We start from the raw sequence: 24,188 nt of genomic DNA, 5'->3' as shown, positions 1-24,188 counted from the left end.
CCGCTTCCCGCCGTCCGGACAGGAGCCGACCCCATGCCCCGCCTCGCCCTCTACGCCATCGCCGTCTGCGTCCTCGCCGCCGCGGCCGCCGCGGTGTCCTTCGTGCACGGCAGCTGGCTCGGCGTCGTGTGGCTGCTGCTGATGGGCGTGGCCTCCAACATGGCCTGGTACTACATCCGCAAGCAGAAGAACGACCGCGCGGCGGGCGTCAGCGACTGACCGCCGTCAGCGGACGAGGGTCCACTGCGTCATCTCGTCCGGCGAGGGGACGCGTTCGGGCGCGTCCCAGAAGCGGAACAGCTCGCGGCCCCAGTAGGCGTCCCAGTCCTTGACGCCCAGCGCGTCCAGCACCCCGTAGACCAGGTCGAAGAAGGCGTGGTTGACCCCCGGGATCCACAGGAACCCGAAGACCGCCAGCAGACCGAACGGGGCGAACGGCTCCACCTGGCGCCGCACCCCGTGCGACAGCCACGGCTCGACGATCCCGTAGCCGTCCATGCCGGGCACCGGCAGCAGGTTGAGGATCGCCGCCGACACCTGGAGCAGGGCCAGGAAGGCCAGCGCGTAACGGAAGTTGTCCGGCACGCCGTCGAGGGCGTCCAGCCAGAACGGCGCGGTGCACACCACTGCGAACACGACGTTCGCCAGCGGGCCCGCGGCCGAGATCAGGCTGTGCTTCCAGCGCCCCCGGACGCGGTGCCGCTCGATGAAGACCGCGCCGCCCGGCAGGCCGATCCCGCCCATGATCACGAAGATCACGGGGAGGACGACGCTCAGCACCGCGTGCGTGTACTTCAGCGGGTTGAGCGTGAGGTAGCCCTTCGCCCCGACCGTGATGTCCCCGCCGTGCAGCGCGGTGCGCGCGTGCGCGTACTCGTGGAGGCAGAGCGAGACGACCCAGCCCGAGACGACGAACAGGAACACGGCGAAGCCGGGGCTCGCCGCGTAGTCCGTCCACACCGCCCACAGCGAGACCGCCATGACGGCGACCAGGGCGAGGAAGACGGGGCTCACGCGGCGTTCGGCGTGAGTCGCGCCGGATGTCATGGCAGTGGTCTCCCGTGTCGGTCGGTGGGTGTGCGTCGGTGTCGTACCGGGCGACGGTACTTCGTCGCGGTCGGAAAGTCGTAACGCGTTCGGAGGACGAGCGGGGACAATGACCCGGTGCGTTACGGCATCCTCGGCACCACCCAGGCCCACTCCGACGACGGCGCCCCCGTCGCCCTCGGCGGCGCGCGACTGCGCGCCCTGCTGGCGGCGCTCGCCCTGAGCCCCGGGCGCGGGCACACGGCGGGGGCGCTGATCGACGCCGTCTGGGACGGCGAGCCGCCCGCCGACGCCACGGGCGCCCTCCAGGCGCTCGTCGGCCGGCTCCGGCGGGCGGTCGGCGCCGGGGCGGTGGCGTCCGTGCCCGGCGGCTACCGGCTGTGCGCCGAGCCGGACGACGTCGACCTGCACCGCTTCGACCGGCTCGCCGACGAGGGCGAGCGGGCGCTCGCCGACGGCGACCCCGCGAAGGCGGCGGCCCTCCTCGACGACGCCCTCGCCCTCTGGCGCGGCCCGGCCCTCGCCGACCTCCCCGGCCACGGGACGTACGCGGCCCGCCTCGCCGCCCGCCGGCTCGCGGCCCGCCGCGCCCGCCTCGCCGCGTCGGTCGCCCTCGGCGAGGCCGCGGCCGCCCTCCCCGAACTCGCCCAGCTCTGCGCCGAGCACCCCCTCGACGAACCCCTCCAGGCCCTGCGCCTGCGCGCCCTGAGCGCCACCGGCCGCCCGGCCGAGGCCCTCGCCGCCTACGAGGAGATCCGCCGCGACCTCGCCACCCGCCTCGGCACCGACCCCGGCCCCGCCCTGCGGGCCCTCCACGCCGAACTCCTCACGGCGCCCGCCGGGACGGCGCCCGCGGGGACGGGGCCCGCGGGGACGGGGCCCGCGGGGACGGTGCCCGCGGGGACGGGGCCCGCGGGGACGGTGCCCGCGGGGACGGTGCCCGCCGGGACGGTGCCCGCCGGGACGGGATCCGGCGGGGGTCCGGCGGCCGGCCCGGCCGGGGGCGGGGGCCCGCGGCCCGGGGGCGGAGCCTCGCGCTCCGGCGGTCCGGCGGCCTACCCCGGCGCCGAAACCCCCCACGGCCCCGGGGTCCAGGGGCGGAGCCCCGGCCGGGGCGCGGGGGGCGGAGCCCCCGCCCACCGCCCGGAGGGCGGTCGGGGTCCGGGGCTTGCCCCGGAGGAAACGGTGAAAGGGCGGGACTGGGGCACCTCCACCCCCGGCCCCACCCCCACCCCCACCCCGCCGCACCCCCAGAGCGGCGGCCCAGCCGCGCCCGGCAGCGAGCCCGCGCCCGGCAGCGAGCCCGCGCCCGGCGGCGAGCCCGCACCCCGCGGCGAAGCCGCCCCCCACGGCCTGGGAGCCGGCCCGCCGGCCCAGGCCGCCCACGACGGTCGGGCCGTCCCCGACGGCCAGCCCACCCCGGGCGGCCAGATCCCCCCAGCCACCCCACCCCTCCCCCGCACCCACACCCGCACCCCCACCCGCCCCCGAGGCAACCTCCGTGCCCGTGCCACCTCCTTCGTCGGCCGCGACGACGATCTGCGGCTGATCGCGGACGACTTGGCCCGGCACCGGCTCGTGACGCTCCTCGGCCCCGGCGGCGCCGGGAAGACGCGGCTGTCGCAGGAGGCCGCCGAGGCCGCCGCCCGGGAGGGCGGCTGGCCGGACGGCGTGTGGCTCGCCGAGCTCGCCCCCGTCGAGGACGGCGACGACCCCGCCACCGTCGCGGAGGCCGTCCTCACCGCCCTCGGCCGTGAGACCGTCGTCCGCGGCAGCACCGCCGCAGAGGGCCTGCGGGCCGCCGCCGAGGGCACGCCCGCCGACCCCCTGGCCCGCCTCGCCGAGCTGTGCGCCCCCCGCCGCATGCTGCTCGTCCTCGACAACTGCGAGCACCTCGTGGACGCCGCCGCCCGCGTCGCGGAGACGCTCCTCGCCCACTGCCCGGGCGTGACGGTGCTGGCCACCAGCCGCGAACCCCTCGCCGTGCCGGGCGAGTCGCTCCGCCCCGTGGAGCCGCTGCCGGCCCCGTTCGCGCTGCGGCTGCTCGCCGACCGCGGCGCGGCCGCCCGCCCCGGCTTCCGGATCGAGGACGACCCGGTCGCCTGCGAGGAGATCTGCCGCCGCCTCGACGGCCTGCCGCTGGCGATCGAACTCGCCGCCGCCCGGCTGCGGATGCTCACCCCCCGCGGCCTCGCGGACCGCCTCGACGACCGCTTCCGCCTGCTCACCTCGGGCAGCCGCACCGTCCTGCCCCGCCAGCAGACCCTGCGGGCGGTCGTGGACTGGTCCTGGGACCTGCTCGACGCGCCCGAACGCGCCGTCCTGCGGCGGCTGTCCGCCTTCGCCGGCGGCTGCGACCTCGCCGCCGCCGAGGCGGTGTGCGGCGACGGCGACGAGGTGCCCCCGCCGGACGTGCCCGTCCTCGTCGGCTCGCTCGTCGACAAGTCCCTGGTCGTCGCCGCCCCCGCGGACGACGGCGAGATGCGCTACCGGCTGCTGGAGACCGTCGGCGAGTACGCCGGGGAGCGGCTGGACGAGGCGGGGGAGCGGGCCGCCGTCGAGCGCCGGCACCTCGTCCACTACCGCGAACTCGCCCGCACCAGCGAGCCGTTGCTGCGCGGCCCCCGCCAGCGGGCCCTGCTGGACGTCCTGGAGCGCGAGCACGACAACCTGCGCACGGCCCTGCGCCGGGCGGTGGCCGCGCGGGACGAGCAGGAGACGCTGTGCCTGCTGCTCTCCCTCTCCTGGTTCTGGCAGCTGCGCGACCACCGGGCGGACGCGCTCGCCTGGACCGAGGCCGCCGTCGCGATGGGCCCCGACCCGTTCGCCGAACCCGTCGAGCCCGCCCCGCCGTTGACCGAGCGGTGCATCGACGCGCCGCCGCCGATGCGCCCCGAGCTGCTGACCGAGGCGCGGCGACAGGCCCGCCTGGTGTGGCTGGTGCACCACGACCACGACATGCGCCTGATCAACTCCCCGGACATGCAGCGGAGGCTGCGCAACATCGTCGTCGCCTACCGGCCGGGCCGCCCGCAGAACCTCCGCTACCCGGGGGTCATGTGGTTCTACGCCCGGCTGCTCACCGCCGACTTCGACGGCGTGTGGGAGTCCGTGGACGAGCTGATCGACCGCTGCCGCGCGGCCGGCCTCGAATGGGAGCTGGCCTTCCACCTCCAGCAGCGGGCCAAGCTGCTGAACGACCGGCTGGACCGCTCCGGCCAGAACCAGGGGCTGCGGGACGCGGACGAGGCCCTGGAGATCTTCCGGCGCCTCGGGGACGCCTGGGGCGTCGCGGAGGCCCTGACCGGCCGGGCCGAGAGCCACGAGCGGCACGGTGCCTTCGCCGAGGCCGAGCGCGACTACCGGGAGGCCATGGACAACGCCCGTGAGCTGGGCGCCAACGCACAGATCCCGGTCCTGCGGTCGCGGCTCGCCGACGTGCTCATCGAATCGGGCCGGGTGGACTGGGCGACGGGGGAACGGATGCTGCGCGAGGCGCTGGAGCAGGCCGAGGGCATGAGCCCGGACGCCTCGTTCTTCATCCGGCTCTCCCTCGGCGTGCGGCTGGCCCACCACGGGCGGACCGCCGAGGCGCGCGAGTTCTTCGAGCAGCTGACCGAGGAGTTCCGGAGCCGTACCATCAGCTTCTTCATGTCCCTGATGGACGGGATGTCCGCCTGGCTCCACGTCCTGGAGGGGGAGCCGGCCGCCGCGCTCCCCCTCGTCCGCCGGGCGCTCCGCATGAAGGACGACCCGTTCGGCCTGCTCGTCGCCCCGCACCTGCCCGTGGCCCATTTGATGTACGGCGCCCTCGCGCATTCCGAACTGCCCGGCGAGGAGCACGCCGTGGCCGGGGCCCGGCTGTACGGCGCGGCCGTCGCGCTGCGGCCCCCGGGGCTGTACGCGAACACCGTCGAGCAGGGCATCAGCGAGCGCACGGTGGCGAACCTCCGGGCGGCGCTGGGCGACGAGGGGTACGAGCGGGCCTACGCCGAGGGCGGCCGCCTCCCGCTGGGGGAGGCCGTCGCCCTCGTGTGAACGCCCGGCGTCTCAGGCCGCGTCGCGGGTCACGTCTTGTTGCGGAAGCGGGCGACGGCCAGCGGCGCGGTGATCACGGTGATGCCCACGGCCCACGCCAGCGTCAGCCACACCGAGTGGGCGACGGGGCCGCCCTGGAGCAGGTTGCGGGAGGCGTCGGCGAGGTTGGCCAGCGGGTTGTAGTCGGCGAACGACTTGAGCCAGCCGGGCATCGAGTTGGTCGGGGCGAAGATGGAGCTGCCGAACTGCAGCGGCATGAGCACGAGCATGGCCACTCCCTGGACGGCCTGCGCGGTCTTCATGGTGAGCCCCAGCAGGATGAAGATCCACATCAGCGAGGCGCCGAAGACGATGCTGAGCCCGATGGCGGCGAACAGGTGCAGGACGGAGGTCTTGACCTCCAGCCCCAGCGCGAAGCCCATGCCGAGCTGGATGGCCACGGCCACCATCAGCCGGAAGAGCTCGCTGACGATCTTCGCTATGAGGACGGACGACCGGGCGATCGGCATGGTCCGGAAGCGGTCCATGATGCCCTTGCGGAAGTCCTCGTTGATGCCGGTGCCGACGGCCATGGCGATGTTGAGGCCGGTCATGGCGAGCAGGCCGGGCACCAGGTAGTTGACGTACTGCTCCTGGTGGCCCTTGCCGAACATCGCGCCGCCGAAGACGTAGACGAACATCAGCGTGAAGATGATCGGCATGAGCACGGCGTCGAACATCGACTCCGGGTCCTGCTTGATCGCCAGCAGGTTGCGGCGGGCGAGCGCGCCGATGTGCCGCAGGTGGGAACGGAGGGGGATACGGGTGTCGGCTGAGTGCGCCTTCGCGGGCGCGGTGATCGTGGCCGCGCTCATGCGGAGATCTCCTGGAGGGTGTCGGCGGGGGTGTCCTCGGCGGCCGTGGACGTCTTCTGGCCGGTGATGGCCAGGAACACCTCGTCGAGGCTGGGCAGATGGGTGTTGATGCCGGCCAGGGCGATGCCGCGCTCGGCCATCAGGCCGACGACGGAGGTCAGTTGGTGGTCGCTGACGATCGGGACGTTGACCACGCCCTCGGCCTCGTCGGCGGTGGCTCCGGCGACCCCGTCGAGCCCTGCCTGGGCCACGGCCCCGACGACGCGCGGCAGTTCGGACCGGTCGGCCGGGCGTATCTGCAGCGTGCGGCCGCCGACCTTGGCCTTCAGCTCGTCGATCCCGCCGCCCGCGATCACGCGGCCGCGGTCGATGACCGTCAGCTCGTCGGCGAGCTGCTCGGCCTCCTCCATGTACTGCGTGGTGAGCAGGACGGTGGCGCCCTCGCGCACCATGCCCTGCACCTCCGTCCACACCTCGTTGCGCGTGCGCGGGTCGAGGCCGGTGGTCGGCTCGTCGAGGTACAGCACGGCCGGGTGGCCGATCATCGACGCCGCCAGGTCGAGGCGGCGGCGCATGCCGCCCGAGTACTGCCCGGCCGGGCGCTTGGCGGCCTCCGTGAGCGAGAAGCGCTCCAGCAGGTCGTCCGCGCGGCGGCGGGCGTCCTTGCGGGAGAGGTCGAGGAGCCGGCCGATCATGTACAGGTTCTCGAAGCCGGAGAGCTTCTCGTCGACCGAGGCGTACTGGCCGGTCAGGCCGATCGCCCGGCGGAGCTGGCGCGGCTGGGTCAGGACGTCGTAGCCGGCGACGCGGGCGCTGCCGGCGTCCGGGCGGATCAGCGTCGAGAGGATTCTGACGAGGGTGGTCTTGCCGGCGCCGTTGGGGCCGAGGACGCCGAGGACGGTGCCCTCGCGGACGTCGAGGTCGACGCCGTCCAGGGCCTTGGTCTCGCCGTAGTGCTTGACCAGGCCCCGGACCTGTACGGCGGTTCCGCCGCCGTCGGGGATGTCGTTCTGCTTCATGCGGACCAGCGTGCCAGGGGCCACTGACATCGCACCGATGTCCCGCCGACAGGCCGCCGACAGCGCGCCGACACGTCCCGCCGCGCCGGCGTGCCCCCGGTTTCCGGGGGGCGACCCCTGCCCGTCCCTCCCGGAACCGCGCTCCGCCCGCTCGTCCGTCGGGTTCTCCCGGAGGAGGTTCTCCCGGAGGGAATCCCTCCGGGAGAACCCGACGGACCGGCCCGCCTAGTGGAAGGCGTGCTCCGGCGCCGGGTAGGCGCCGGCCACGACCTCCTCCGCGAAGCCGCGGGCCGCGTCGCCGAGCGCCTCCCGCAGCCGCGCGTACTGCTTGACGAAGCGCGGGACGCGCCCGCCGGTCAGGCCGGCCATGTCCGTCCAGACGAGCACCTGGGCGTCGCACCCGGCGCCCGCGCCGATCCCGACGGTCGGGATGTGCAGGCTGCGCGTGACCTCGGCGGCGAGCTCGGCGGGGACGAGTTCGAGGACGACGGAGAAGGCCCCCGCGTCCTGGACGGCCTTCGCGTCGCGGAGGAGCTGCGCCGCGGCCTCCTCGCCGCGTCCCTGGACGGGGTAGCCGCCGTAGGCGTTGACGGACTGGGGGGTCAGGCCCACATGGGCCATGACGGGGATGCCGGCCTGCACCAGCATCTCGATCTGGTGGGCGGACCGCTCGCCGCCCTCCAGCTTGACGGCCTGGACACCCGCCTCCTTCACCAGCCGGGTCGCGCTGCGCAGCGCCTGGACGGGGCCCTCCTGGTACGAGCCGAAGGGCAGGTCGCCGACGACCAGGGCCCGCTTGGTGCCCCGGACGACGGCGGCGGACAGGACGGTGATCTCGTCGAGGGTGACGGGGACGGTGGACTCGTAGCCGAGGTGGCAGTTGCCCATGGAGTCGCCGACCAGCAGGACGGGTATGCCGGCCTCGTCGAAGACGGAGGCGGTCATCGCGTCGTAGGCGGTCAGCATGGGCCACTTCTCGCCGCGCCCCTTCGCGGCGGCGATGTCGCGGACGGTGATGCGCCGGGAGCTCGTCCCGCCGTACAGCGCCTTGCTGCTGTCGGGGGTCTTCACGGCATGCGTCATGGCAATGGCTCCTGTGGTGTTGTCGTCTCGAGGCGCCCTGACGGCGTCCCCGGATCGCCTCCATGCTGACACGGGGATCTCCCCGGAGGAAGCCACGGGACGTGACGGCTGCCGGTCCCCAAAGGTCCTTAAAGACTTTCCAATACGGAACGGGGCCGTATCGGAAACGGGCTTACGGTATTCGTATGACAATCCCGGCCGGTGACATACCGGCGCGCCAGGTCCCCGAGGCGGTGCACAGGAGGCGGTGGGCCGTCCTCGCCGTCCTGCTGTTCAGCCTGCTCGTCGTCGTCCTCGACAACTCGATCCTCAACGTGGCGATGAAGACGATCGCCTCGCCCGCCCCGACCGGACTGGGCGCCACCCAGAGCCAGCTCGAGTGGGCCATCAACTCCTACACGCTGGTCTTCGCCGGCATCCTGTTCACCGCCGGACTGCTCGGCGACCGGCTGGGGCGCAAGAAGGTCCTGCTGTTCGGCATGACGGTGTTCGGCATCGGCTCGGTGCTGTCGGCGATGGCGGGCTCGCCCGGCGAACTCATCGCGTTCCGCGCGGTGATGGGCTTCGGCGGCGCCTTCGTGATGCCCGCGACCCTGGCGATCATCATGAACGTCTTCGAGCGCGACGAGCAGCCCAAGGCCGTCGGCATCTGGGCCGGCGCGGTCGGCCTGGCGATCGCCATCGGCCCGATCACCGGCGGCCTCCTGATCGACCACTTCTGGTGGGGCTCGGTCTTCCTCGTCAACGTGCCCATCGTCATCTGCGGCCTGGTCGCCATGGTGGCGCTCGTCCCCGACTCCAAGGATCCGCGGCCCGGCCGGCTCGACCCCGTCGGCGTGCTGCTGTCGGTCGTCGGCCTGGTGCTGCTCGTGTACGGCATCATCAAGGGCGGCCAGCTCGCCGACTTCACCGACCCCGAGGTGTACGGCACGGTCGGCGGCGGCCTCCTCGTGATCGTCGCGTTCGTCCTCTACGAGCGGCGCACCGACCATCCGGCGCTGGACGTGCGCTACTTCCGCAAGCCCGCGTTCTCGGCGGCCGTCTCCTCCATCTCGCTGGTGTTCTTCGCGCTCATGGGCGTCAGCTTCTTCAGCGTCTTCTACACCCAGAGCGTGCGCGGCTACAGCCCGCTGGAGAGCGGCATGCTCATGCTCCCGCTCGCCGCCGCCCAGATGTTCTTCGCCCCGCGCGCCCGGCACGTCGTGGCCCGCTTCGGCGCCCGCGCGGTGTGCTGCGCCGGCATGCTGCTGGTGGCCCTGTCGATGTCCGGCTTCCTGCTGCTCGACGCGGACACCCCGATCTGGGTGCTGGAGGTCCTGTTCTTCGTCCAGGGCACCGCGATGGCGCACGTCATGCCGCCCGCCACGGTCTCGATCATGCAGTCCCTGCCGCGCGAGAAGGCGGGCTCCGGCTCGGCCGTGAACAACACCTTCCGGCAGATCGGCGGTGCGCTCGGCGTCGCCGTCCTCGGCTCGCTGCTCTCCACGACCTACCGCGACGGCATCGCCGGCCGGCTCGACGCCGTCCCCGGACTGCCCGACTCCGCGCGGCACGCGGCCGGCGAGTCCATCGAGGGCACCCTCGCGGTCGCCGAGCGGCTCGGCCCGGCCGGGAAGGCCCTCGTCGGCCCCGCCGACGACGCGTTCCTGCACGCCATGCACGTCACCGCGCTCGGCGCCACGGTCGTCGCCGCCCTCGGCGCGCTCGTCGTCGGGATCTTCCTGCCCGGCAAGGGCGCCACGCCCGCCGGCCCCGGCACCGGGCGGCCGGCCGAGCGGCAGCAGGCGGGGGCCGAGGCGTGAGCGCCGCCGCCGCGCCGGACGCCGGCCCCCTGCCCGTCCCGCCGCGCGGCCGGCCGCGCAGCGCCGCCGTCGGCACCGCCGTGATCGAGAGCGTGCTGCGGCTGCTGGAGCAGGGGGTGACCGTCAGCGAACTCTCCATGGAGCGCATCGCCCGCGAGGCCGGCGTCGGCAAGGCCACCGTCTACCGGCGGTGGGCCGGCAAGGAGGCGCTCATGCTCGACGTGCTGCGCTCCATGGAGGAGAGCAGCCCCCGGCTGACCGGCGCCTCCGTCCGCGACGACCTCGTCGCGCTGCTGGACTTCCTGCGCCGGCGCGGCCTGGCCAAGCGGTCGTCCGCCGTGCTGCGCACGGTCGTCGCCCAGGTCCAGGCCCAGCCGCGCATCTGGAAGGAGTACCACGACACCGTCGTCTCCGCCCGGCGCGAGGCGTTCCTCGCCGTGCTGCGGCGCGGGATCGCCTCCGGCGAGGTCCGCGGGGACGTGGACCCGGAGCTGCTCGTGGACCTCTTCGTCAGCCCGATGGTGGCCCGGGCCGTCCTCTGCGAATGGAGCGAACTGCCCGAGGGGCTGGCCGAGCGGATCGTGGACACGGTGCTGGAGGGCGTCCGGCCGGCGGGATGAGCGCGCCGTGCCGGGAATGTGCCCGTTGTGTCACAGGCGGGCGTCCCGCCCCGGGCCGAGGAACCCCGCCGGGCCGGGACGCCGTCCTCCTCCGCGACGGAACCCCCGCCGCGGTGATCACCGCTCGCCGGCGATCACCTATCGTCGGTCCGGGGGACGACAGCGAGACCGAGTGAGGACGACGGATGCCGCAGGCGCACGTGCAGGAGACGGACCACGGAGGAGCGGGTCCGGAGCGGGCCGGCTCCGGGGTCCGGCGCCTCGCGGACCGGTGGCGGGGCCCCGGGATCTGGCGGCGCGGCCTGCTGATCGCGGTCCTCTCGGCCGTGCTGGGCCTGCTGATGCTGCTCCACGGCCAGATCCCCAACCGCGTCGGCAACCTCGGCAGCCTCGCGGAAACCTTCCTCCCCTGGTTCGGGCTCCTCGTGCCCGTCCTGCTCCTCCTCGCCCTCTGGCGCCGCTCGGCGACCGCGCTGATCGCGGTGCTGCTGCCGGCGATCGCCTGGCTCAACCTCTTCGGCGGGCTGCTCACCGACAAGTCCGGCTCCGGCGGCAACTTCACCGTCATCAGCCACAACGTCAACGCCGAGAACCCCGATCCGGCCGCCACCGCCCGCAAGGTCGCCGCGGCCGGGGCGGACGTCGTGGCCCTGGAGGAGCTGGGGCCCGACGCCGCGCCGGTGTACGAGCGGACGTTGGCCGCCTCGTACCCCTACCACTCCGTGCAGGGCACGGTCGGCCTCTGGAGCAAGCACCCGATCACGGACGCGCGTCCCGTCGACATCAAGATGGGCTGGACGCGGGCGCTGCGCGCCACGGTCAGCACGCCGCAGGGGCCCGTCGGCGTCTACGTCGCCCATCTCCCGTCGGTGCGCGTGAAGTTCAACGCCGGCTTCACCGCCGGGCAGCGGGACAACAGCGCCGCCGCGCTGGGCCGGGCCATCGCCGCCGAGCAGGTGAAGAAGGTCGTCCTGCTCGGTGACCTCAACGGCACCATGAACGACCGGTCGTTGGCCCCCGTCACCTCCCAGCTGCGCTCGGCGCAGGGGGCCGCCGGGGACGGCTTCGGCTTCAGCTGGCCGGCGAGCTTCCCGATGGCCCGCATCGACCAGATCATGGTGCGGGGGATGGATCCCGTGGACGCGTGGACGCTGCCCGACACGGGCAGTGACCACCTGCCGGTGGCGGCGCGGGTGAGGCTGTAGGCGGACCGGGGCGCCCCCCGGCGCGCCCCGCCGGGCGGCTCAGCTCCGCTCGCGCCAGCGGTTCGTGATCGGCAGGCGGCGGTCCTTGCCGAAGCCCTTGGGGGAGATCTTCGTGCCGGGCGGGTACTGGCGGCGCTTGTACTCGGCGGTGTCGACGAGGCGCAGGACGCGGGCGACGAGCTCCGGGTCGAAGCCCTCCGCCACGATCTCCGCGCGGCCGCGGTCGGCGTCCACGTACAGCTCCAGGATGCGGTCGAGGACGTCGTAGTCGGGCAGGGAGTCCGTGTCGACCTGGCCGGGGCGCAGCTCGGCGCTGGGCGGCTTGGTGATGGAGTTCTCGGGGATGGGCGGCGTCCCGCCGCGCTCCGCCGCGACGCGGTTGCGCCACTTCGCGAGGCGGAAGACACCGGTCTTGTAGACGTCCTTGATGGGCCCGTACGCGCCGACCGAGTCGCCGTAGAGCGTCGAATAGCCGCACGCCAGCTCGGACTTGTTGCCCGGGGCGAGGACGATGTGGCCCTCCTGGTTCGAGATCGCCATCAGCATCGTGCCGCGCAGCCGCGACTGGAGGTTCTCCTCGGCGAGGCCGGTCAGCCCGAGCGCACCCATGTAGGCGTCGAACATCGGGGCGATCGGCTGGACGCGGAAGTCGAGCCCCGTGCGGCGGGCCAGCTCCTCCGCGTCGCCGACCGAGTGCTCGGAGGAGTAACGGGACGGCATGGCCACGCCGTACACGTTCTCCGCGCCGACCGCGTCGCAGGCGATCGCCGCGACGAGCGACGAGTCGATGCCGCCGGAGAGGCCGATGAGGACGCTGCGGAAGCCGTTCTTCGCGACGTACGCGCGGAGGCCCGTCACCAGCGCCTGGTAGACCTCCGCGTCGTCGTCGAGGTACTCGGCGACCGTCCCCGGGAAGGCGGGCTCGTACGGCGGGACCGGCTCGGCGGACAGCGTGACGTGCTCGACGCGCAGGCCGTCGTCCACGGTGCCGGACGGCGCCTCGGCGGGGGCGGCCGGCAGGTCCAGGTCGAGGACGACGCAGCACTCCTCGAACTGCGGGGCCCGGGCGATCACCCGGCCGTCGCGGTCGACGACGATCGAGTCGCCGTCGAAGACGAGGTCGTCCTGGCCGCCGGTGGTGGCCAGGTACGCGGTGGTGCAGCCGGCCTCCTGCGCGCGCTTGCGCACCAGCTCCAGACGGGTGTCGTCCTTCTCCCGCTCGTACGGCGAGGCGTTGACCGACACGAGCAGCCCGGCCCCGGCGGCGCGGGCGGCGGGGACGCGGCCGCCCTCCTGCCACAGGTCCTCGCAGATGGCGAGGGCGACGTCGACGCCGTGCAGGCGGATCACGGGCAGGGTGTCGCCCGGGACGAAGTACCGGAACTCGTCGAACACACCGTAGTTCGGCAGGTGGTGCTTGGCGAAGGTGAGCACGGGGCGGCCGCGGTGCAGGACCGCCGCCGCGTTCAGCGGCGCGCCCGCCGGGCGGCCGAGCCGGGGCTCGGCCGCCTCGGACCGGTCCAAGTACCCGACGAGCACGGGCAGTTCGCCCAGCCCCTCCCGCTGGAGCCGCTCCGCCAGCGCGCGCAGGGCGGCCCTGCTCGCCTCGACGAAGGAACGGCGCAGCGCCAGGTCCTCCACGGGGTAGCCCGTCAGCACCATCTCGGGGAACACGGCGAGGTGTGCGCCGGCGTCGGCGGAGTGGCGTGTCCAGCGGACGACCGACTCGGCGTTGGCGGTGAGGTCGCCGACGGTGGAGTCGATCTGGTTGAGGGCGAGACGCAGTTGTGCCACGTCGTTCAGTTTAGGCGGCCGGCCCGGTTCGCTCCCCCGGGGCCGGGGCGCGGCCCCGGGGGAGCGGGAAGAGGGCGGGCGGGGAGCGGGAACTACCGCCGGTAGCCGAGCAGCGTCATCATCCCGCTCTCCCCGTGGTACACGTTGTGGCAGTGCAGCATCCACACCCCGGGATTGTCGGCGTCGAAGTCCACCTCGACCCGCTTCCCCGGCAGCACGATCACCGTGTCCTTCCGCGGCCCGCCGCCGGGCAGCGCGAACGTGTGGCCGTGCAGGTGCATCGGATGCCACATCCCCGTCCGGTTGACGAACGCGAGCCGCACCCGTTCGCCCGCCTTCACCGGGTACCGCTCGGAGGAGGAGTAGCGCCGTCCGTTGATGGCCCAGTCGTACTTCGCCATCGAGCCGGTCAGCTCGAAGGTGAGCGTCCGGTCCGGCCGCCGGTACGGCAGGGCGACCGCGTCGTCCGCACGGAGCCGGTCCGCCGTCAGGGGGGTGCGCCCCAGCTCCTCCGGGCGGACGTCCGCGCCGGGCGCGGCGCCGCCGCCGGTGCGGAGCAGGGCGAGGGCCGTCCGCCTCTTGCCCTCCGCGAGCGCGGTCAGCGGGAAGACGCCGTCCCCGGCGGTGACGAGCACGTCGTACCGCTCGCCCATCCCCAGCAGCAGCGCGTCCGTCTCGACGGGCCGGACGGGGAAGCCGTCCGTGTGCGTGACGGTCATGCGGTGACCGCCCAGCGCCACACGGAACGCCGTGTCGCCGCCCGCGTTGACGAACCGGATGCGGATCCGGTCGCCGGGGCGGGCCGTGAAGGTCTCCGGCGCGTCGGGCGTACGCCCGTTGACCAGGTAGTACGGGTACGCGACGTCACCGGCGTCGCCGCCGAGGACGGGGCTCGTGGCCCCCATGAGCATCCGGGAGGGGCCCTCGGACGACGCGGACGGCGAAGCGGATGCCATCGACATGTGGTGCATGCCGCCCATGTCGTGGGACATGTCGTGGGACGTGTCGTGCGACATGCCCTTCGCCAGCTCCGCCATCACCCCGTCCGGCGTGCTCCCCTCCACGCCGTCCACCCAGTCGTCCAGGACGACGACCCACTCCTTGTCGTACTTCAGCGGCTCCTTCGGATCCTCGACGATCAGCGGCGCGTACAGCCCCCGGTCCTGCTGCACGCCCGAGTGCGGGTGGAACCAGTACGTGCCGGGGTGGGTGACCGCGAAGCGGTAGTCGAACGCCGCGCCGGGCGCTATGGGCCGCTGCGTGACGCCGGGAACGCCGTCCATGTCGTTGCGGAGGGCGAGTCCGTGCCAGTGGAGGGACGTCGCCTGCGGGAGGTGGTTGGCGAGGCGGAGGGCGAGCGTGTCGCCCGCGGTGACGCGGACCTCCTTGCCGGGCAGGGCGTCGCCGTACGCCCAGCTCGTGACCTTGCGGCCGCCGAGGTCGAGCTCGGTGCGGGCCGCGGTGAGCCGTACCTCGCGGACGGGCCCGGTGGCGCGCCGCCGGGTCTCGGCCGCGGCGACCTCCTTGCCGTCCGGCTCGACGTACGAGGGGGTGGGGGCGGCCTTCGGGGACGCGTCGGAGCAGGCGGTGAGCAGGCCGCCGGCGACCGTGGCGAGGCCGGCGCCGAGCACGGCGCGGCGCGTGGTTGTGCGCATGGGTGGGTGCACCTCTGTGGTGTCGGTGGAGTACGGGTACGGGCGCGCGGGCGCGCTCCTATACCCGCAGCACCGACAACCGGGCGAGGACCTTGTGCCGTGGCGGCGGGGGAATGGGCCACAGGGCGTACGCGAACCGGGCGCGCGCCCGGGCGGCGGCGCCGGCCGGACCCCGCCTCCACCGCCGCAAGGCCGCCGGCAGGACCAGGGTCCAGCCCGCGCCCAGCAGTACGGCGAGGCAGACGGACAGGGGGTCCAGGGCGGGGCGGCGGTGATCGGGGGGAGCCGTGTCGGGATGGTGGGCCTGCGGCGGGTGCGGTGTGTGGACCGCGTGCTCCGTATGCACCGTCTGCACCGCGGGCGGCGGCGCGTCATGGCCCGACGGATGCCCCAGCGTGTGCATCGTCACGATGCCCAGCAGCAGCGCCGCGAACAGCAGCAGGCGCCCCCACCATCCGCGCATCACGAGCCTCCCCGAGTCCTCCGGGGCACCGTACTACCCCCTCGGGGTATGCGTCCCGCCGGGGTGCCGGGCGCCCGATGTGCGCGCAAGGGGCCCATTGCCCGATGATGGGGCGTACCGACCGACTGCTTGGCCCGAAGGACGCTCTCCCCCCTCATGACCCTCACGGAACAGATCGGGGACGAACGTCCCGCCGAAGCGCGCCCTTCCTCCTCCCCGCAGGAGGCACAACAGGCCGTCCCCGGGCCGCAGTTCATCTCGTGGACGGCGCTCGCGCTGATGACCACCGCCTCCGTGGCGAACCTGCGCCCCGCCCCGTCCATGGCCCTCTACGGCCTGGCCGCCGTCTTCCTCTACCTCCTCCCCGCCGTCGTCTTCCTCCTGCCGACGGCCCTGGTCTCCGCCGAACTGGCCTCCTCCCGCCCCGGCGGGATCTACCGCTGGGTGAGCGAGGGGCTGTCCAAGCCGCTCGGCTTCCTCGCCGTGTGGTGCCAGTTCGCGATGACCATCGCGTACTACCCGAGCCTGCTCGCCTACGTGGCGAGCACCTTCGCGTACGTCATCGACCCGTCCCTCGCGGACAACGGGCTCTACATCGCCGCCGTGATCGTCGTCGTCTACTGGTCCGGCGTGCTGATCTCCGCGCGCGGGACGAAGGCGGTGGCCGGGCTGGCCGGCTGGGGCCTGGTGATCGGCACGCTGATCCCCGGCGCCGTGCTCGTCGTCCTCGGCCTGGTCTTCCTCGCCCAGGGCAACCCGTCCGCCGCCCCCATGGACGCCGGTCACGCGCTGCCGCCGTGGACCGGCCCGGCCAGCCTCGTGCTGATCGTCGGCAACTTCCTGTCCTACGCGGGCATGGAGATGAACGGCGTCCACGTCTCGTCGCTGCGCGAGCCGGGACGGCAGTTCCCGCGCTCGGTCTTCCTGGCCACCGGCCTCGTCCTGCTGATCTTCATCCTGCCCGCGCTGGCCATCAGCTGGGTCATGCCGGGCGAGGACCTGAGCCTCACGGCCGGCGTGATGCAGGCGTTCCAGGGCTTCTTCGACCACTTCGGTGTGGGCTGGCTCACCAAGGTCGTCGGCGTCATGCTCGTCACCGCCGCGCTCGGCGGCATGCTCGCCTGGCTGGCCGGGCCGTCCCGCGGCCTGCTGATCGTCGCCCGGCAGGAGGGCTACCTGCCGCCCGTCCTCCAGAGGCTCAACAAGAACGGCGTGCCGCGCAACATCATGGTCGCGCAGGGCGTCCTCACCACCCTGATCGCGCTGGCCTACGCGTTCCTGCCGGACGTCTCCAGCGCGTACTGGATCTTCTCCGTCGTGACCACGCAGATCTACCTGGTGGTGTACCTGCTGATGTTCGCGGCGGCGGTGCGGCTGCGGCGCCACGGGCCCGTCGCGGACGGGATCGGCGGGGCCGGCGGGGCCGGCTTCCGCGTCCCGGCGCTGCACGCCGTCGCGGGCACCGGCTTCGCCGCGTCCCTGGCGGCGATGTGCATCGGCTTCGTGCCCCCGGAGCAGTTCGGCGGGCAGCCGCTGTGGCGCTACCTGCTGATCGTCGCCGGCGGGCTGCTGACGATCGGCTTCCTCGCGCCGCTGGCCTTCCTGAAGCTGCGCAAGCCGCACTGGGTGACCTCGGAGGACCGCTCCGGCTGACCCGTCCCGCCGGGTACGGTCGGTCGCATGACTGCCGTACCACCTCCGCCGGGCCGCATGCTCCGGGTCGGCGGCGTGCCGCTGCACGTGCTGTGCGAGGGCTCCGGGCCGGTGTGCGTCCTGAGCCCCGGCCTCGGGATGGGCTGGTTCGACTGGGAGCCCGTCGTCCCGCTCCTCGCGCCGTACCGCACGGTCGTCCGCTTCGACCGGCCCGGGCTCGGCTTCAGCGCCCCCGCCGCCGAGCCGCCGACCGCCGCCGCGGAGGCGGCGCGCATCGCGGGCGTCCTGGACGCCCTCGGCCTCGGCGGGCCCGCGACGGTCGTCGGCCACTCGCTGGCCGGCTTCCACGCGGAGGCCTTCGCCCGGCTGTACCCCGAGCGCACGGCCGGGCTCGTCCTCGTCGACGCCAGCGTCGAGGAGAACGCCCGGCCCGCGCCCGCCCCGGCCCTGCGCGCCGCCGCCGCCCGCGCCCGCGGCCGGGCCTACGCGGCCGCCGGCCTGCCGCGCGCCCTCGGCCCCGCGCTGCGGCGGCTGACCGTCCGGGCGTCCTCGGTCCGCGGCGCGGACCCCGTCCCCGACGACCTCGTCCGCCGCACGTACGGCACCGGCCGCGTCGTCCGCGCCCTGCTCATGGAGAACGCGCGCTACTGGGACGTGGCCGCCGAGGTCGAGTCCCTCCGCGCCGAACGCCCCTTCCCGCCCGTCCCCGTCACCGTCCTCGCCGCCGCCACCGGCAGCGGCTCCTGGCTCGAACGCCGCCGCCTCGCCCGCCAACGCGCCCTCGCCACCCTCCTCGACGGCCGCTTCGAATCCGTCGCCCCCGCCGGCCACCTGATGATGTACGACCGGCCGGGGGTGGTGGCGGGGGCGGTGCTGGCGGTCACGTCGGTGGCGGCGTAGGGCTCGTGCGCGCGGGGCGGGTCTCGCCGCGGCGGTGGGGGAGAGGCGTTCCTGGATGGACGGTTCATGGGCTGCGCCCGTACGGTCGTGCCGACCGGCCCGCGGCCGCGGCCCGGGCGGCGTCCTTGCCGGCGTTGCCGGCGCAGATCGAATCACTCACGCGGGCGGAGGCTGTCGACCGCCTTGACGACCTGGCCCGCCCCGTCCTCCGCCGCCATCCGCCCGGCCGCCGCCCGGGCCGCGGCCGCGTACGACGGGTCGTTCAGGACGAGGCGCAGGGCGTCGGTCAGGGCTTCGGCGGTCAGGGTGGCGTGGGGGACGGGGGAGGGGGCGGCGCCGAGGGCCTTGAGGCGGGCGGACCAGGAGGGCTGGTCGGCGGTGAAGGGGACGGGGACGGAGGGGATGCCCGCGCGGAGGGCGGCCGCCGTCGTGCCGGCGCCCGCGTGGTGGACGGCGGCGGCGAGGCGGGGGAAGAGCGCCGCGTGGGGGAGGGCGTCCACGGTGAGGATGTCGTCGTCCGCGGCGGCCAGGCCCGCGCGGCCGCGTTGCAGGATGCCGCGCGCACCGGCGCGGCGCAGGGCGGTCACGGCGAGGTCGCCGAGCCGGTCCGCGTCGTCCGCCGGCATGCTGCCGAAGCCGACGAGGACGGGCGGGGGGCCGGCCGCGAGGAAGTCCTCGACCTCGCGGGGGAGTCGGTCCGTCCCGTCGTGGTACGGCCACCACGTGCCGGTGACCGTCAGGCCGGCGCGCCAGTCGGACGGGCGGGGGACGAGGACCTCGCTGAAGCCGTGCAGGACCGGCCAGCCGGCCGCCTCCTGGCGGCGGCGGACCGCTCCCGGGGCGACCGGGGGCAGCCCCAGCCCCGTCCGCAGCTCCTTCACCGCCTCCGCGAAGAGGCGGTCGGTGATGCGCAGCGACAGCCGGCCCATGGCCCGGTTGCCGAACCGGCCCAGCGAGCGCGTGCCGCCGACCACGGGCGGGAAGTCGCCGGTCGGCGCGGCCGGGACGAGGTAGGCGCCCAGGGACGGGACGCCGGTCGCCTCGGTGAGGTGCCAGCCGAGCGGGGCCGTGGTGGTGGAGAGCAGCATCAGGTCGGTGTCGTCCGTCAGGGCGCCCCTCATGCCCGTCGCCAGGCGGCGCATGAACGCGGCGGCCGTGCGCATGAGTTCGCGCTTCGTGGCGGCCGGGCCCGCGCCGCGCGGGTCGGCGGGCAGGGGCCGGAACTCCAGGCCGGCCTCCCGTACGAGCGGGGCGAAGACCTCGCCCGTCGCGAGGGCGACCTCGTGCCCGGCGGCGGCCAGGCGGGCGCCGAGGCCGGTGTACGGGGCGACGTCGCCGCGCGAACCGGCGGCGGTGATCAGGATCTTCATCGTCCGTCCTCTTCCGTCTCTCTGCGGTCCGCGTTCGCGCGGACGGCCGTCCGCAGCCACTCCGCCAGGCCCGGCCGCTGCTCCGACGGTGGCACCAGCAGGGCGAACGCCCTCGGGTCGGTCGCGAAGTCGTCCGCGACGCGGACGTGCATGTCCGGCGGGCACGGGGTGAACCAGCGGGCGAGGTGGGCGCGGTGCTCCTCGGCGAGCGCCATGGCCCGCTCGCCGTCGGCCGGTTCGTCCGCGTCGAACGCGGCCAGTACCCGGGTGCGCCACTCGGCCGCCTCCGCCATCAGCCGCCGCCAGTCCTCCTTGCTGTGCGCGGCGGCGCTGGCGAGGGCCTGGCGGTGGCCGTCGCTGTCCTGCCACTTGAGGGCGGCCTCGGTGGCGTAGCTGAGGTCGAACGTGATCTCGCCGAAGACGTCGAAGCGTTCCTGGGGGGTGAGGGGGACGCCGGTCTCCTGCACCTCTAGGGCGCGCTCGGCGACGTCCACCAGGCGCTGGAGCCTGGCGATCTGCTCGCTGAGGAGCTTTTGCCGGGCGCGGAGCTGGTCCACGGCGTTGGCCTGGGGGTTCTCCAGGATGGCCTTGATCTCCTCCAGGGAGAAGCCGAGTTCCCGGTAGAAGAGGAACCGCCCGCCTGATCCTCTGACCTGCGCGTTCTTCCGAAGAGCCCGGATGACCTGGGAAAACTACACTCAGTAGTTGCCACGGTCTTCCGGGCTCTTTCTGGGTCTTGTGCCCTGCATGTGCCCTGCGGGCACAGGTGCGGCAGCGTCGACCGGTCTGCTAGCCCGGGGAGCGTGGCGGGTAGCCGGGGTTGAGGAAGAGGGAGGCGAACGAGCGGGGGCCGTGGCAGCGGTCGAGCCAGGCCGACAGCCCGGCGAGGGAGCCGGACAGTGTTGCCCGCAGGAGGCAGGCGTGCAGGTCGGCTGCCTCGTCGCGGCCTACGTCGGCCAGGAAGCGGCCGTAGCGGGCATTGACCGACTCTTGGTACGTCCTCATGGAGTCCAGGAAGCTCGCCGCGGGCTCCGTGGGGGCGTGGGCGGCACGGTGCGCGGGCCGGGAGAGCGCGGCGGTGTCGGCGGTGGTGAGAGTGCCCGTTACGTCTCGGAACACGTAGGCGGACATGCCCCCGGTGCGCGCGATGCCCAAGAGGCGGGCAATCTGCCGGGTGAGGGCACGCGCCTCGCGGTCGCATGCCCCCTCCATGATCACGCCGAGATTGCGGGTGGTCGGCGATCCGGCGAGATCGGGCGCGGAGTACGTGCGCCCGTCGTAGCGGCGGAAGTTCACCCCGTACTGCGTCCGAACGATCTCGCCGCTTCTGAGCCGGTAGCTACGGAACGACCCATAGTGCAGGCAGTCGTGCGCGTACGCCCGCAGCAGGTCGAGCGCGGACAGCTCCGGGTCCTCCGGGAGGCCGGACGCGAGCGGACCAGCAACCGTGATCACGGCACGCATTTGCAGGTGCCGGTAGCCCTGGTTCGGGTGATGGAACCCGCCGTACGCTCCCTCCCGCTCGGAGCGGATACCGACCATGACACGGTCGAGGGGGAGCAGCCGGCGCAGGCCGATGGAGGTGTACCGGGGGCGCAATGCGGCCAGGCCGTCCAGGAAGGGACGGGCGTCCAGTCCGGCCGCGCTCCAGTCGGTCAAGACTCGGGAGAGCGGCCGGAACGTCACCTGCGGGTGCTGGCGGGCAAGGCTGTCCGTGTCGCTGCGCAGCTCGGCCAGCATGGCGGCCAGCCTTACCGCGTCGGCCCCGCCGGACAGGTGCTCATTGGGTGCCAGCACCCGGGGTATGCCGATCAGTCGAGGGGTGTCTGCCCCAAGATCAGCGCCCGGTGCGACTCCTGCACACCTTCCGGTAGCTCGTCCGGGGAGAACCATCGTGCCTCCAAGATCTCGAACGAATCGATCTTGAGTTCGCCGCCGACCAAAGCCGCTTCGTACGCGACTTCGATCCGCAGCTTGTATCCGCTCTTGAGGTGGACGAGCGGGCCAGCCTTCACATTCAGGCCGGTTTCCTCGCGCACCTCGCGGACGACCGTGGCGCCGAACTCCTCGCCCTTGGTGGCGTAGCCGGTCGGCAGGCCCCACTGCCGGCCCTCGGGCCACATGCGGTGGCGCAGCAGCAGAACGCGCCCCGCGTCGTCCCGGACGACGCCGGTCACGCCAACCATGAATTTCGCGTGCGCGAGCCAGAGGACCCGCCACTGCATCGGGCCACGGATGATGCGCCACAGGCGGGCGACCAGTCGCTTCATGTCGTCTCTCCTTCTGGGGAGTTGGGCCGTGCGTGCGGCCCGGGGGCGGCCACTCTCGCGGCTGCCCCGGGAACTGTCCAACGCCGCTGGCGGGGCCGTGGCACGGCTACCACTCCGGGTTGCCTGCGATCGCGAGCGGGACGACCACTGCGATGCAAAGGCAGATCCACAGCAGCACCGCTAACCGCTGTCTCACCTGCTGCGCTCCCTCGCGCGGCATCGGTCGCAACGGCAAGGGGGGTACGCGCTGGAGAGGAGCGGTAGGAGGCGTTCGCCGCTCTCCGGAACGGTCACCCGGCCCCGGTCCCGTTTAACCTGGCCCGTCTTCCCGTCGACGGTGTACACATGGATCGTCATGGCCATGGGCTCGCCCTTTCCGCAGATCAGACCGTGTTGCCACGGCGCACGACCAGTGCAGCGGCTCGGGCGGCCCCGCGGGCGAAGGGCGACCGGACGTTTAGGCGGACGTTTTCACGCACGCCCCAGTGGTCAAGTCACTACGGTGAGAGACAAACGGCAGCCGCACGGATGGCGGGCAGGGTCGTGAGCAGACTTGCGCAGTTACGACGCACAGCCGGGTACACCCAAGAGACGTTCGTGACGGCCTTCATCCAAGAAGCCGCGCGCTTGGGCATCGATGCATCCGTCAGCGTGCGACAAGTGCGGCGGTGGGAACGGGAGACTCCCCCGCCTCTGCCCCATCCGAGTCAGCAGATCGTGCTCGAAGCGATATTCGGCGTCCCCCTGGCCGAAATGGGGTTCGAGGTGCCCCCGCATCGGGTGACGATCGCGGCGCCGGTCGGCGACTCTGGCAATGTGAAGCGAAGGACGTTCGTCGCCGACGCCGGGCTGCTCGCCGGCGCGGCGCTCGTTGGCGCTCGGTCTGGCCCTCGGGTGGGCACAGCCGATGTCGCCCGGCTGCGCGCGGAACTCGACGGCCTGTACCGGACGGACCACACAGCGGGCAGCGTGCCCGCCATGGTGCAGGCAAGCGCGATCGAGGACGAGATCACGGGCGCGCTCGGAACGGCTTCGTACACGAGCCGCGTCGGCCGGGAGCTACAGACGATGCTCGCCGAGTTGCACGGTCACCGCGCTTGGTACGGCTATGACGGCGGGCGCATCGACCAGGGGCGCGCCGCCTGCATGGAAGCACTCGCGGCGGCCCAGCTCGTAGACGACGCGCTGCTGCAAGTCTCCGTTCTGGAGACCCTTGTACTCCTGGCGATCAAGGCAGAGCGGACGTGGGAGGCAGCGAGCGCGGTAGAGAACGCCTACCGCCTCGCCACCCGCGCAGGTGCCGGCCCCACGGTTCGCCTCGTGATCTCGCTCCGGGAAGCCAATGTGGCCACCCACGCAGGCGACCTTTCCGCAGCGCGCCGCGCGCTGAGTCGGGCCGTCAGTCACCAAGGGCGCACGGACGCCGATACCGAGGTGCCGCACTGGGCGCGATTCGTCGGCCCGTTCGAGGTCGACTACGCGACGGCAGATCTGTACGTGCGAGCCGAGCAGCCCAAGCACGCCGTGCCGTTCCTCCGCGCTGCCGTGCGCGGCATTGGCGGTGACCTCGCCCGTAACAGCGCCTCATACCGGGTCAAGCTCGCCTGCGTCCTCCTGGCCGCTGGCGAGGTCGACGAAGCGTGCGGGGAGATGCGCGGCGTTCTCGACGCGTGCGGCGGGATCTCGTCGCCCCGGCTGCTGGACAAGATCCGGGAGTTCGAGCGGGCTGCCGCGAGGACCGACAGCGCCGATGCGAGGGATTGCAGCGAGCGCATTCGCGAGACCGTCCAAGGGGGCGCCATATGACGCAGCACGGGCTCGTCACGGTCGAGAGCATGGACGGGCCGGCTGCCGCGCAGGCCGAGGACGCGTTTCGCCTCATCTACGCCGAGGCGTTCGCCGAGCCGCCGTACAACGAGACAGAGGACGATGTCGCGGGGACGTTCCGCCGCTTCCGCTCTCAGGCGCGCAGGCGGGCGTTCCGGGCCGCCCTCGCCCGTGTCGAAGACGGCGGGCCCGTCGGCATGGCGTTCGGCTACCCGCTAGGCCCCAACACGGGGTGGTGGGATCAACTGACGGAACCCGTCCCCGAGGACATGCGCCGCGAGGACGGGCGCCGAACCTTCGGGCTCATGGAACTTGCCGTGCGCGGCCCGTGGCGCCAGCAGGGCGTTGCCCGCCGACTGCACGAGAACGTGCTCGCCGGCGCGGAGGTCGAGCGTGTGCTGCTCAACGTTCACCCGGAGAGTCGGGCCGCACGGGCGGCCTACCGAGCGTGGGGGTATCGGAAGATCGGCGAGGCGCGCCCGTGGGAGGGCGCAGACCTTCACGATGTGATGCTGCTCGATCTGAAATGAGCGGTCCCGGCCGGGGCGGGCGTGCCTCGCGCGCGTAGGGCGGCATCGACCGGTCGAT

Annotated in this window: 19 protein-coding genes and 1 pseudogene; 9 read left to right on the top strand and 11 right to left on the bottom strand. The window is 73.7% G+C overall.

All coding sequences use genetic code 11. The features are described 5' to 3' along the window. The first annotated feature begins 33 nt into the window (after window positions 1-33). On the top strand, window positions 34-219 hold the full coding sequence (locus tag AC230_RS09365; RefSeq protein ID WP_049715608.1) for a hypothetical protein: 186 nt from the start codon (window positions 34-36) through the stop codon (window positions 217-219). 6 nt (window positions 220-225) lie between these two features. Here the strand turns inward: AC230_RS09365 and AC230_RS09360 are convergent, their stop codons facing one another. Then, window positions 226-1,047, bottom strand: coding sequence for a site-2 protease family protein (locus AC230_RS09360; RefSeq protein ID WP_049715607.1), 822 nt, complete (start codon window positions 1,045-1,047; stop codon window positions 226-228). Between the two features lie 117 nt (window positions 1,048-1,164). Here AC230_RS09360 and AC230_RS09355 point away from each other — a divergent pair, with 117 nt between their 5' ends. After that, complete coding sequence (locus AC230_RS09355) at window positions 1,165-5,085, top strand: BTAD domain-containing putative transcriptional regulator (RefSeq protein ID WP_049715606.1); 3,921 nt, start codon at window positions 1,165-1,167, stop codon at window positions 5,083-5,085. 29 nt (window positions 5,086-5,114) lie between these two features. Here AC230_RS09355 and AC230_RS09350 read toward each other — a convergent pair whose 3' ends face one another. From AC230_RS09350 to panB, 3 genes are all read right to left on the bottom strand, one after another. Beyond that, the gene (locus AC230_RS09350) at window positions 5,115-5,939 is read right to left on the bottom strand and encodes an ABC transporter permease (protein WP_049715605.1); all 825 of its coding nucleotides are present in this window, start codon (window positions 5,937-5,939) and stop codon (window positions 5,115-5,117) included. Beyond that, window positions 5,936-6,958 (bottom strand): ATP-binding cassette domain-containing protein, encoded by a 1,023-nt coding sequence (locus tag AC230_RS09345; RefSeq protein ID WP_049715604.1) that lies wholly within the window; start codon window positions 6,956-6,958, stop codon window positions 5,936-5,938. The genes AC230_RS09350 and AC230_RS09345 overlap by 4 nt, the downstream gene beginning before the upstream one ends. Window positions 6,959-7,183: 225 nt before the next feature. Beyond that, complete coding sequence (panB, locus tag AC230_RS09340; protein ID WP_049715603.1) at window positions 7,184-8,041, bottom strand: 3-methyl-2-oxobutanoate hydroxymethyltransferase; 858 nt, start codon at window positions 8,039-8,041, stop codon at window positions 7,184-7,186. A 185-nt stretch (window positions 8,042-8,226) separates the two neighbouring features. Between panB and AC230_RS09335 the strand changes: the two genes are divergently transcribed. The 3 genes from AC230_RS09335 (at window position 8,227) to AC230_RS09325 (ending at window position 11,668) form a co-directional block, all read left to right on the top strand. After that, on the top strand, window positions 8,227-9,843 hold the full coding sequence (locus AC230_RS09335) for an MFS transporter (protein ID WP_049715602.1): 1,617 nt from the start codon (window positions 8,227-8,229) through the stop codon (window positions 9,841-9,843). Continuing rightward, complete coding sequence (locus AC230_RS09330; protein ID WP_049715601.1) at window positions 9,840-10,463, top strand: TetR/AcrR family transcriptional regulator; 624 nt, start codon at window positions 9,840-9,842, stop codon at window positions 10,461-10,463. Before AC230_RS09335 ends, AC230_RS09330 begins: the two co-directional genes overlap by 4 nt. A gap of 185 nt (window positions 10,464-10,648) precedes the next feature. Then, window positions 10,649-11,668, top strand: coding sequence for an endonuclease/exonuclease/phosphatase family protein (locus AC230_RS09325; protein ID WP_049715600.1), 1,020 nt, complete (start codon window positions 10,649-10,651; stop codon window positions 11,666-11,668). Between the two features lie 39 nt (window positions 11,669-11,707). Here AC230_RS09325 and AC230_RS09320 read toward each other — a convergent pair whose 3' ends face one another. From AC230_RS09320 to AC230_RS09310, 3 genes are all read right to left on the bottom strand, one after another. Further along, the gene (locus AC230_RS09320; protein WP_049715599.1) at window positions 11,708-13,462 is read right to left on the bottom strand and encodes an NAD+ synthase; all 1,755 of its coding nucleotides are present in this window, start codon (window positions 13,460-13,462) and stop codon (window positions 11,708-11,710) included. Between the two features lie 92 nt (window positions 13,463-13,554). Continuing rightward, window positions 13,555-15,117, bottom strand: coding sequence for a multicopper oxidase family protein (locus AC230_RS09315; RefSeq protein WP_049715598.1), 1,563 nt, complete (start codon window positions 15,115-15,117; stop codon window positions 13,555-13,557). A 58-nt stretch (window positions 15,118-15,175) separates the two neighbouring features. Further along, window positions 15,176-15,580 carry a DUF6153 family protein gene (locus AC230_RS09310; RefSeq protein ID WP_049715597.1) on the bottom strand — a complete coding sequence of 135 codons (405 nt, stop codon included), beginning with the start codon at window positions 15,578-15,580 and terminating at the stop codon, window positions 15,176-15,178. A 156-nt stretch (window positions 15,581-15,736) separates the two neighbouring features. Between AC230_RS09310 and gadC the strand changes: the two genes are divergently transcribed. Together gadC and AC230_RS09300 are read left to right on the top strand one after the other, a co-directional pair. Beyond that, the gene (gene gadC, locus AC230_RS09305) at window positions 15,737-17,233 is read left to right on the top strand and encodes a glutamate/gamma-aminobutyrate antiporter GadC (RefSeq protein WP_049715596.1); all 1,497 of its coding nucleotides are present in this window, start codon (window positions 15,737-15,739) and stop codon (window positions 17,231-17,233) included. Window positions 17,234-17,260: 27 nt separating this feature from the next. After that, window positions 17,261-18,133, top strand: coding sequence for an alpha/beta fold hydrolase (locus tag AC230_RS09300; protein WP_198535478.1), 873 nt, complete (start codon window positions 17,261-17,263; stop codon window positions 18,131-18,133). A 152-nt stretch (window positions 18,134-18,285) separates the two neighbouring features. Here the strand turns inward: AC230_RS09300 and AC230_RS09295 are convergent, their stop codons facing one another. From AC230_RS09295 to AC230_RS09280, 4 genes and pseudogenes are all read right to left on the bottom strand, one after another. Continuing rightward, entirely contained in the window at window positions 18,286-19,503 is a 1,218-nt protein-coding gene (locus tag AC230_RS09295) for a glycosyltransferase (protein WP_049715594.1), read from the bottom strand. Beyond that, window positions 19,500-20,138 (bottom strand): annotated as a pseudogene (locus AC230_RS09290) (MerR family transcriptional regulator); the annotation flags it as partial. The pseudogene AC230_RS09290 and the gene AC230_RS09295, both read right to left, overlap by 4 nt. Before the next feature lie 154 nt (window positions 20,139-20,292). Then, on the bottom strand, window positions 20,293-21,300 hold the full coding sequence (locus AC230_RS09285; RefSeq protein ID WP_241833148.1) for a hypothetical protein: 1,008 nt from the start codon (window positions 21,298-21,300) through the stop codon (window positions 20,293-20,295). A 14-nt stretch (window positions 21,301-21,314) separates the two neighbouring features. Further along, entirely contained in the window at window positions 21,315-21,773 is a 459-nt protein-coding gene (locus AC230_RS09280) for an NUDIX domain-containing protein (protein ID WP_049715593.1), read from the bottom strand. 597 nt (window positions 21,774-22,370) lie between these two features. Here AC230_RS09280 and AC230_RS09275 point away from each other — a divergent pair. Together AC230_RS09275 and AC230_RS09270 are read left to right on the top strand one after the other, a co-directional pair. After that, a complete protein-coding gene (locus tag AC230_RS09275; RefSeq protein WP_241833147.1) occupies window positions 22,371-23,579 on the top strand; it encodes an NsdA family TPR-like regulatory protein in 1,209 nt (402 codons plus the stop codon). Next, complete coding sequence (locus tag AC230_RS09270; RefSeq protein WP_049715591.1) at window positions 23,576-24,130, top strand: GNAT family N-acetyltransferase; 555 nt, start codon at window positions 23,576-23,578, stop codon at window positions 24,128-24,130. Before AC230_RS09275 ends, AC230_RS09270 begins: the two co-directional genes overlap by 4 nt. The last annotated feature ends 58 nt before the right edge of the window (window positions 24,131-24,188 follow it).

The organism is Streptomyces caatingaensis (genome assembly GCF_001187435.1).
GTDB classification, from domain to species: Bacteria; Actinomycetota; Actinomycetes; order Streptomycetales; family Streptomycetaceae; genus Streptomyces; species Streptomyces caatingaensis.
Note: the sequence above shows the minus strand (reverse complement) of the source record. Positions and strands in the feature narration are given on the sequence as shown.

Bases quoted from the DNA above. Each gene is read 5' to 3' on its own strand.
- AC230_RS09365 (WP_049715608.1), top strand. From the start codon at position 34: ATGCCCCGCCTCGCCCTCTACGCCATCGCCGTCTGCGTCCTCGCCGCC.
- AC230_RS09360 (WP_049715607.1), bottom strand. From the start codon at position 1,047: ATGACATCCGGCGCGACTCACGCCGAACGCCGCGTGAGCCCCGTCTTC.
- AC230_RS09350 (WP_049715605.1), bottom strand. From the start codon at position 5,939: ATGAGCGCGGCCACGATCACCGCGCCCGCGAAGGCGCACTCAGCCGAC.
- AC230_RS09345 (WP_049715604.1), bottom strand. From the start codon at position 6,958: ATGAAGCAGAACGACATCCCCGACGGCGGCGGAACCGCCGTACAGGTC.
- panB (WP_049715603.1), bottom strand. From the start codon at position 8,041: ATGACGCATGCCGTGAAGACCCCCGACAGCAGCAAGGCGCTGTACGGC.
- AC230_RS09335 (WP_049715602.1), top strand. From the start codon at position 8,227: ATGACAATCCCGGCCGGTGACATACCGGCGCGCCAGGTCCCCGAGGCG.
- AC230_RS09325 (WP_049715600.1), top strand. From the start codon at position 10,649: ATGCCGCAGGCGCACGTGCAGGAGACGGACCACGGAGGAGCGGGTCCG.
- AC230_RS09315 (WP_049715598.1), bottom strand. From the start codon at position 15,117: ATGCGCACAACCACGCGCCGCGCCGTGCTCGGCGCCGGCCTCGCCACG.
- AC230_RS09310 (WP_049715597.1), bottom strand. From the start codon at position 15,580: ATGCGCGGATGGTGGGGGCGCCTGCTGCTGTTCGCGGCGCTGCTGCTG.
- gadC (WP_049715596.1), top strand. From the start codon at position 15,737: ATGACCCTCACGGAACAGATCGGGGACGAACGTCCCGCCGAAGCGCGC.
- AC230_RS09300 (WP_198535478.1), top strand. From the start codon at position 17,261: ATGACTGCCGTACCACCTCCGCCGGGCCGCATGCTCCGGGTCGGCGGC.
- AC230_RS09295 (WP_049715594.1), bottom strand. From the start codon at position 19,503: ATGAAGATCCTGATCACCGCCGCCGGTTCGCGCGGCGACGTCGCCCCG.
- AC230_RS09280 (WP_049715593.1), bottom strand. From the start codon at position 21,773: ATGAAGCGACTGGTCGCCCGCCTGTGGCGCATCATCCGTGGCCCGATG.
- AC230_RS09270 (WP_049715591.1), top strand. From the start codon at position 23,576: ATGACGCAGCACGGGCTCGTCACGGTCGAGAGCATGGACGGGCCGGCT.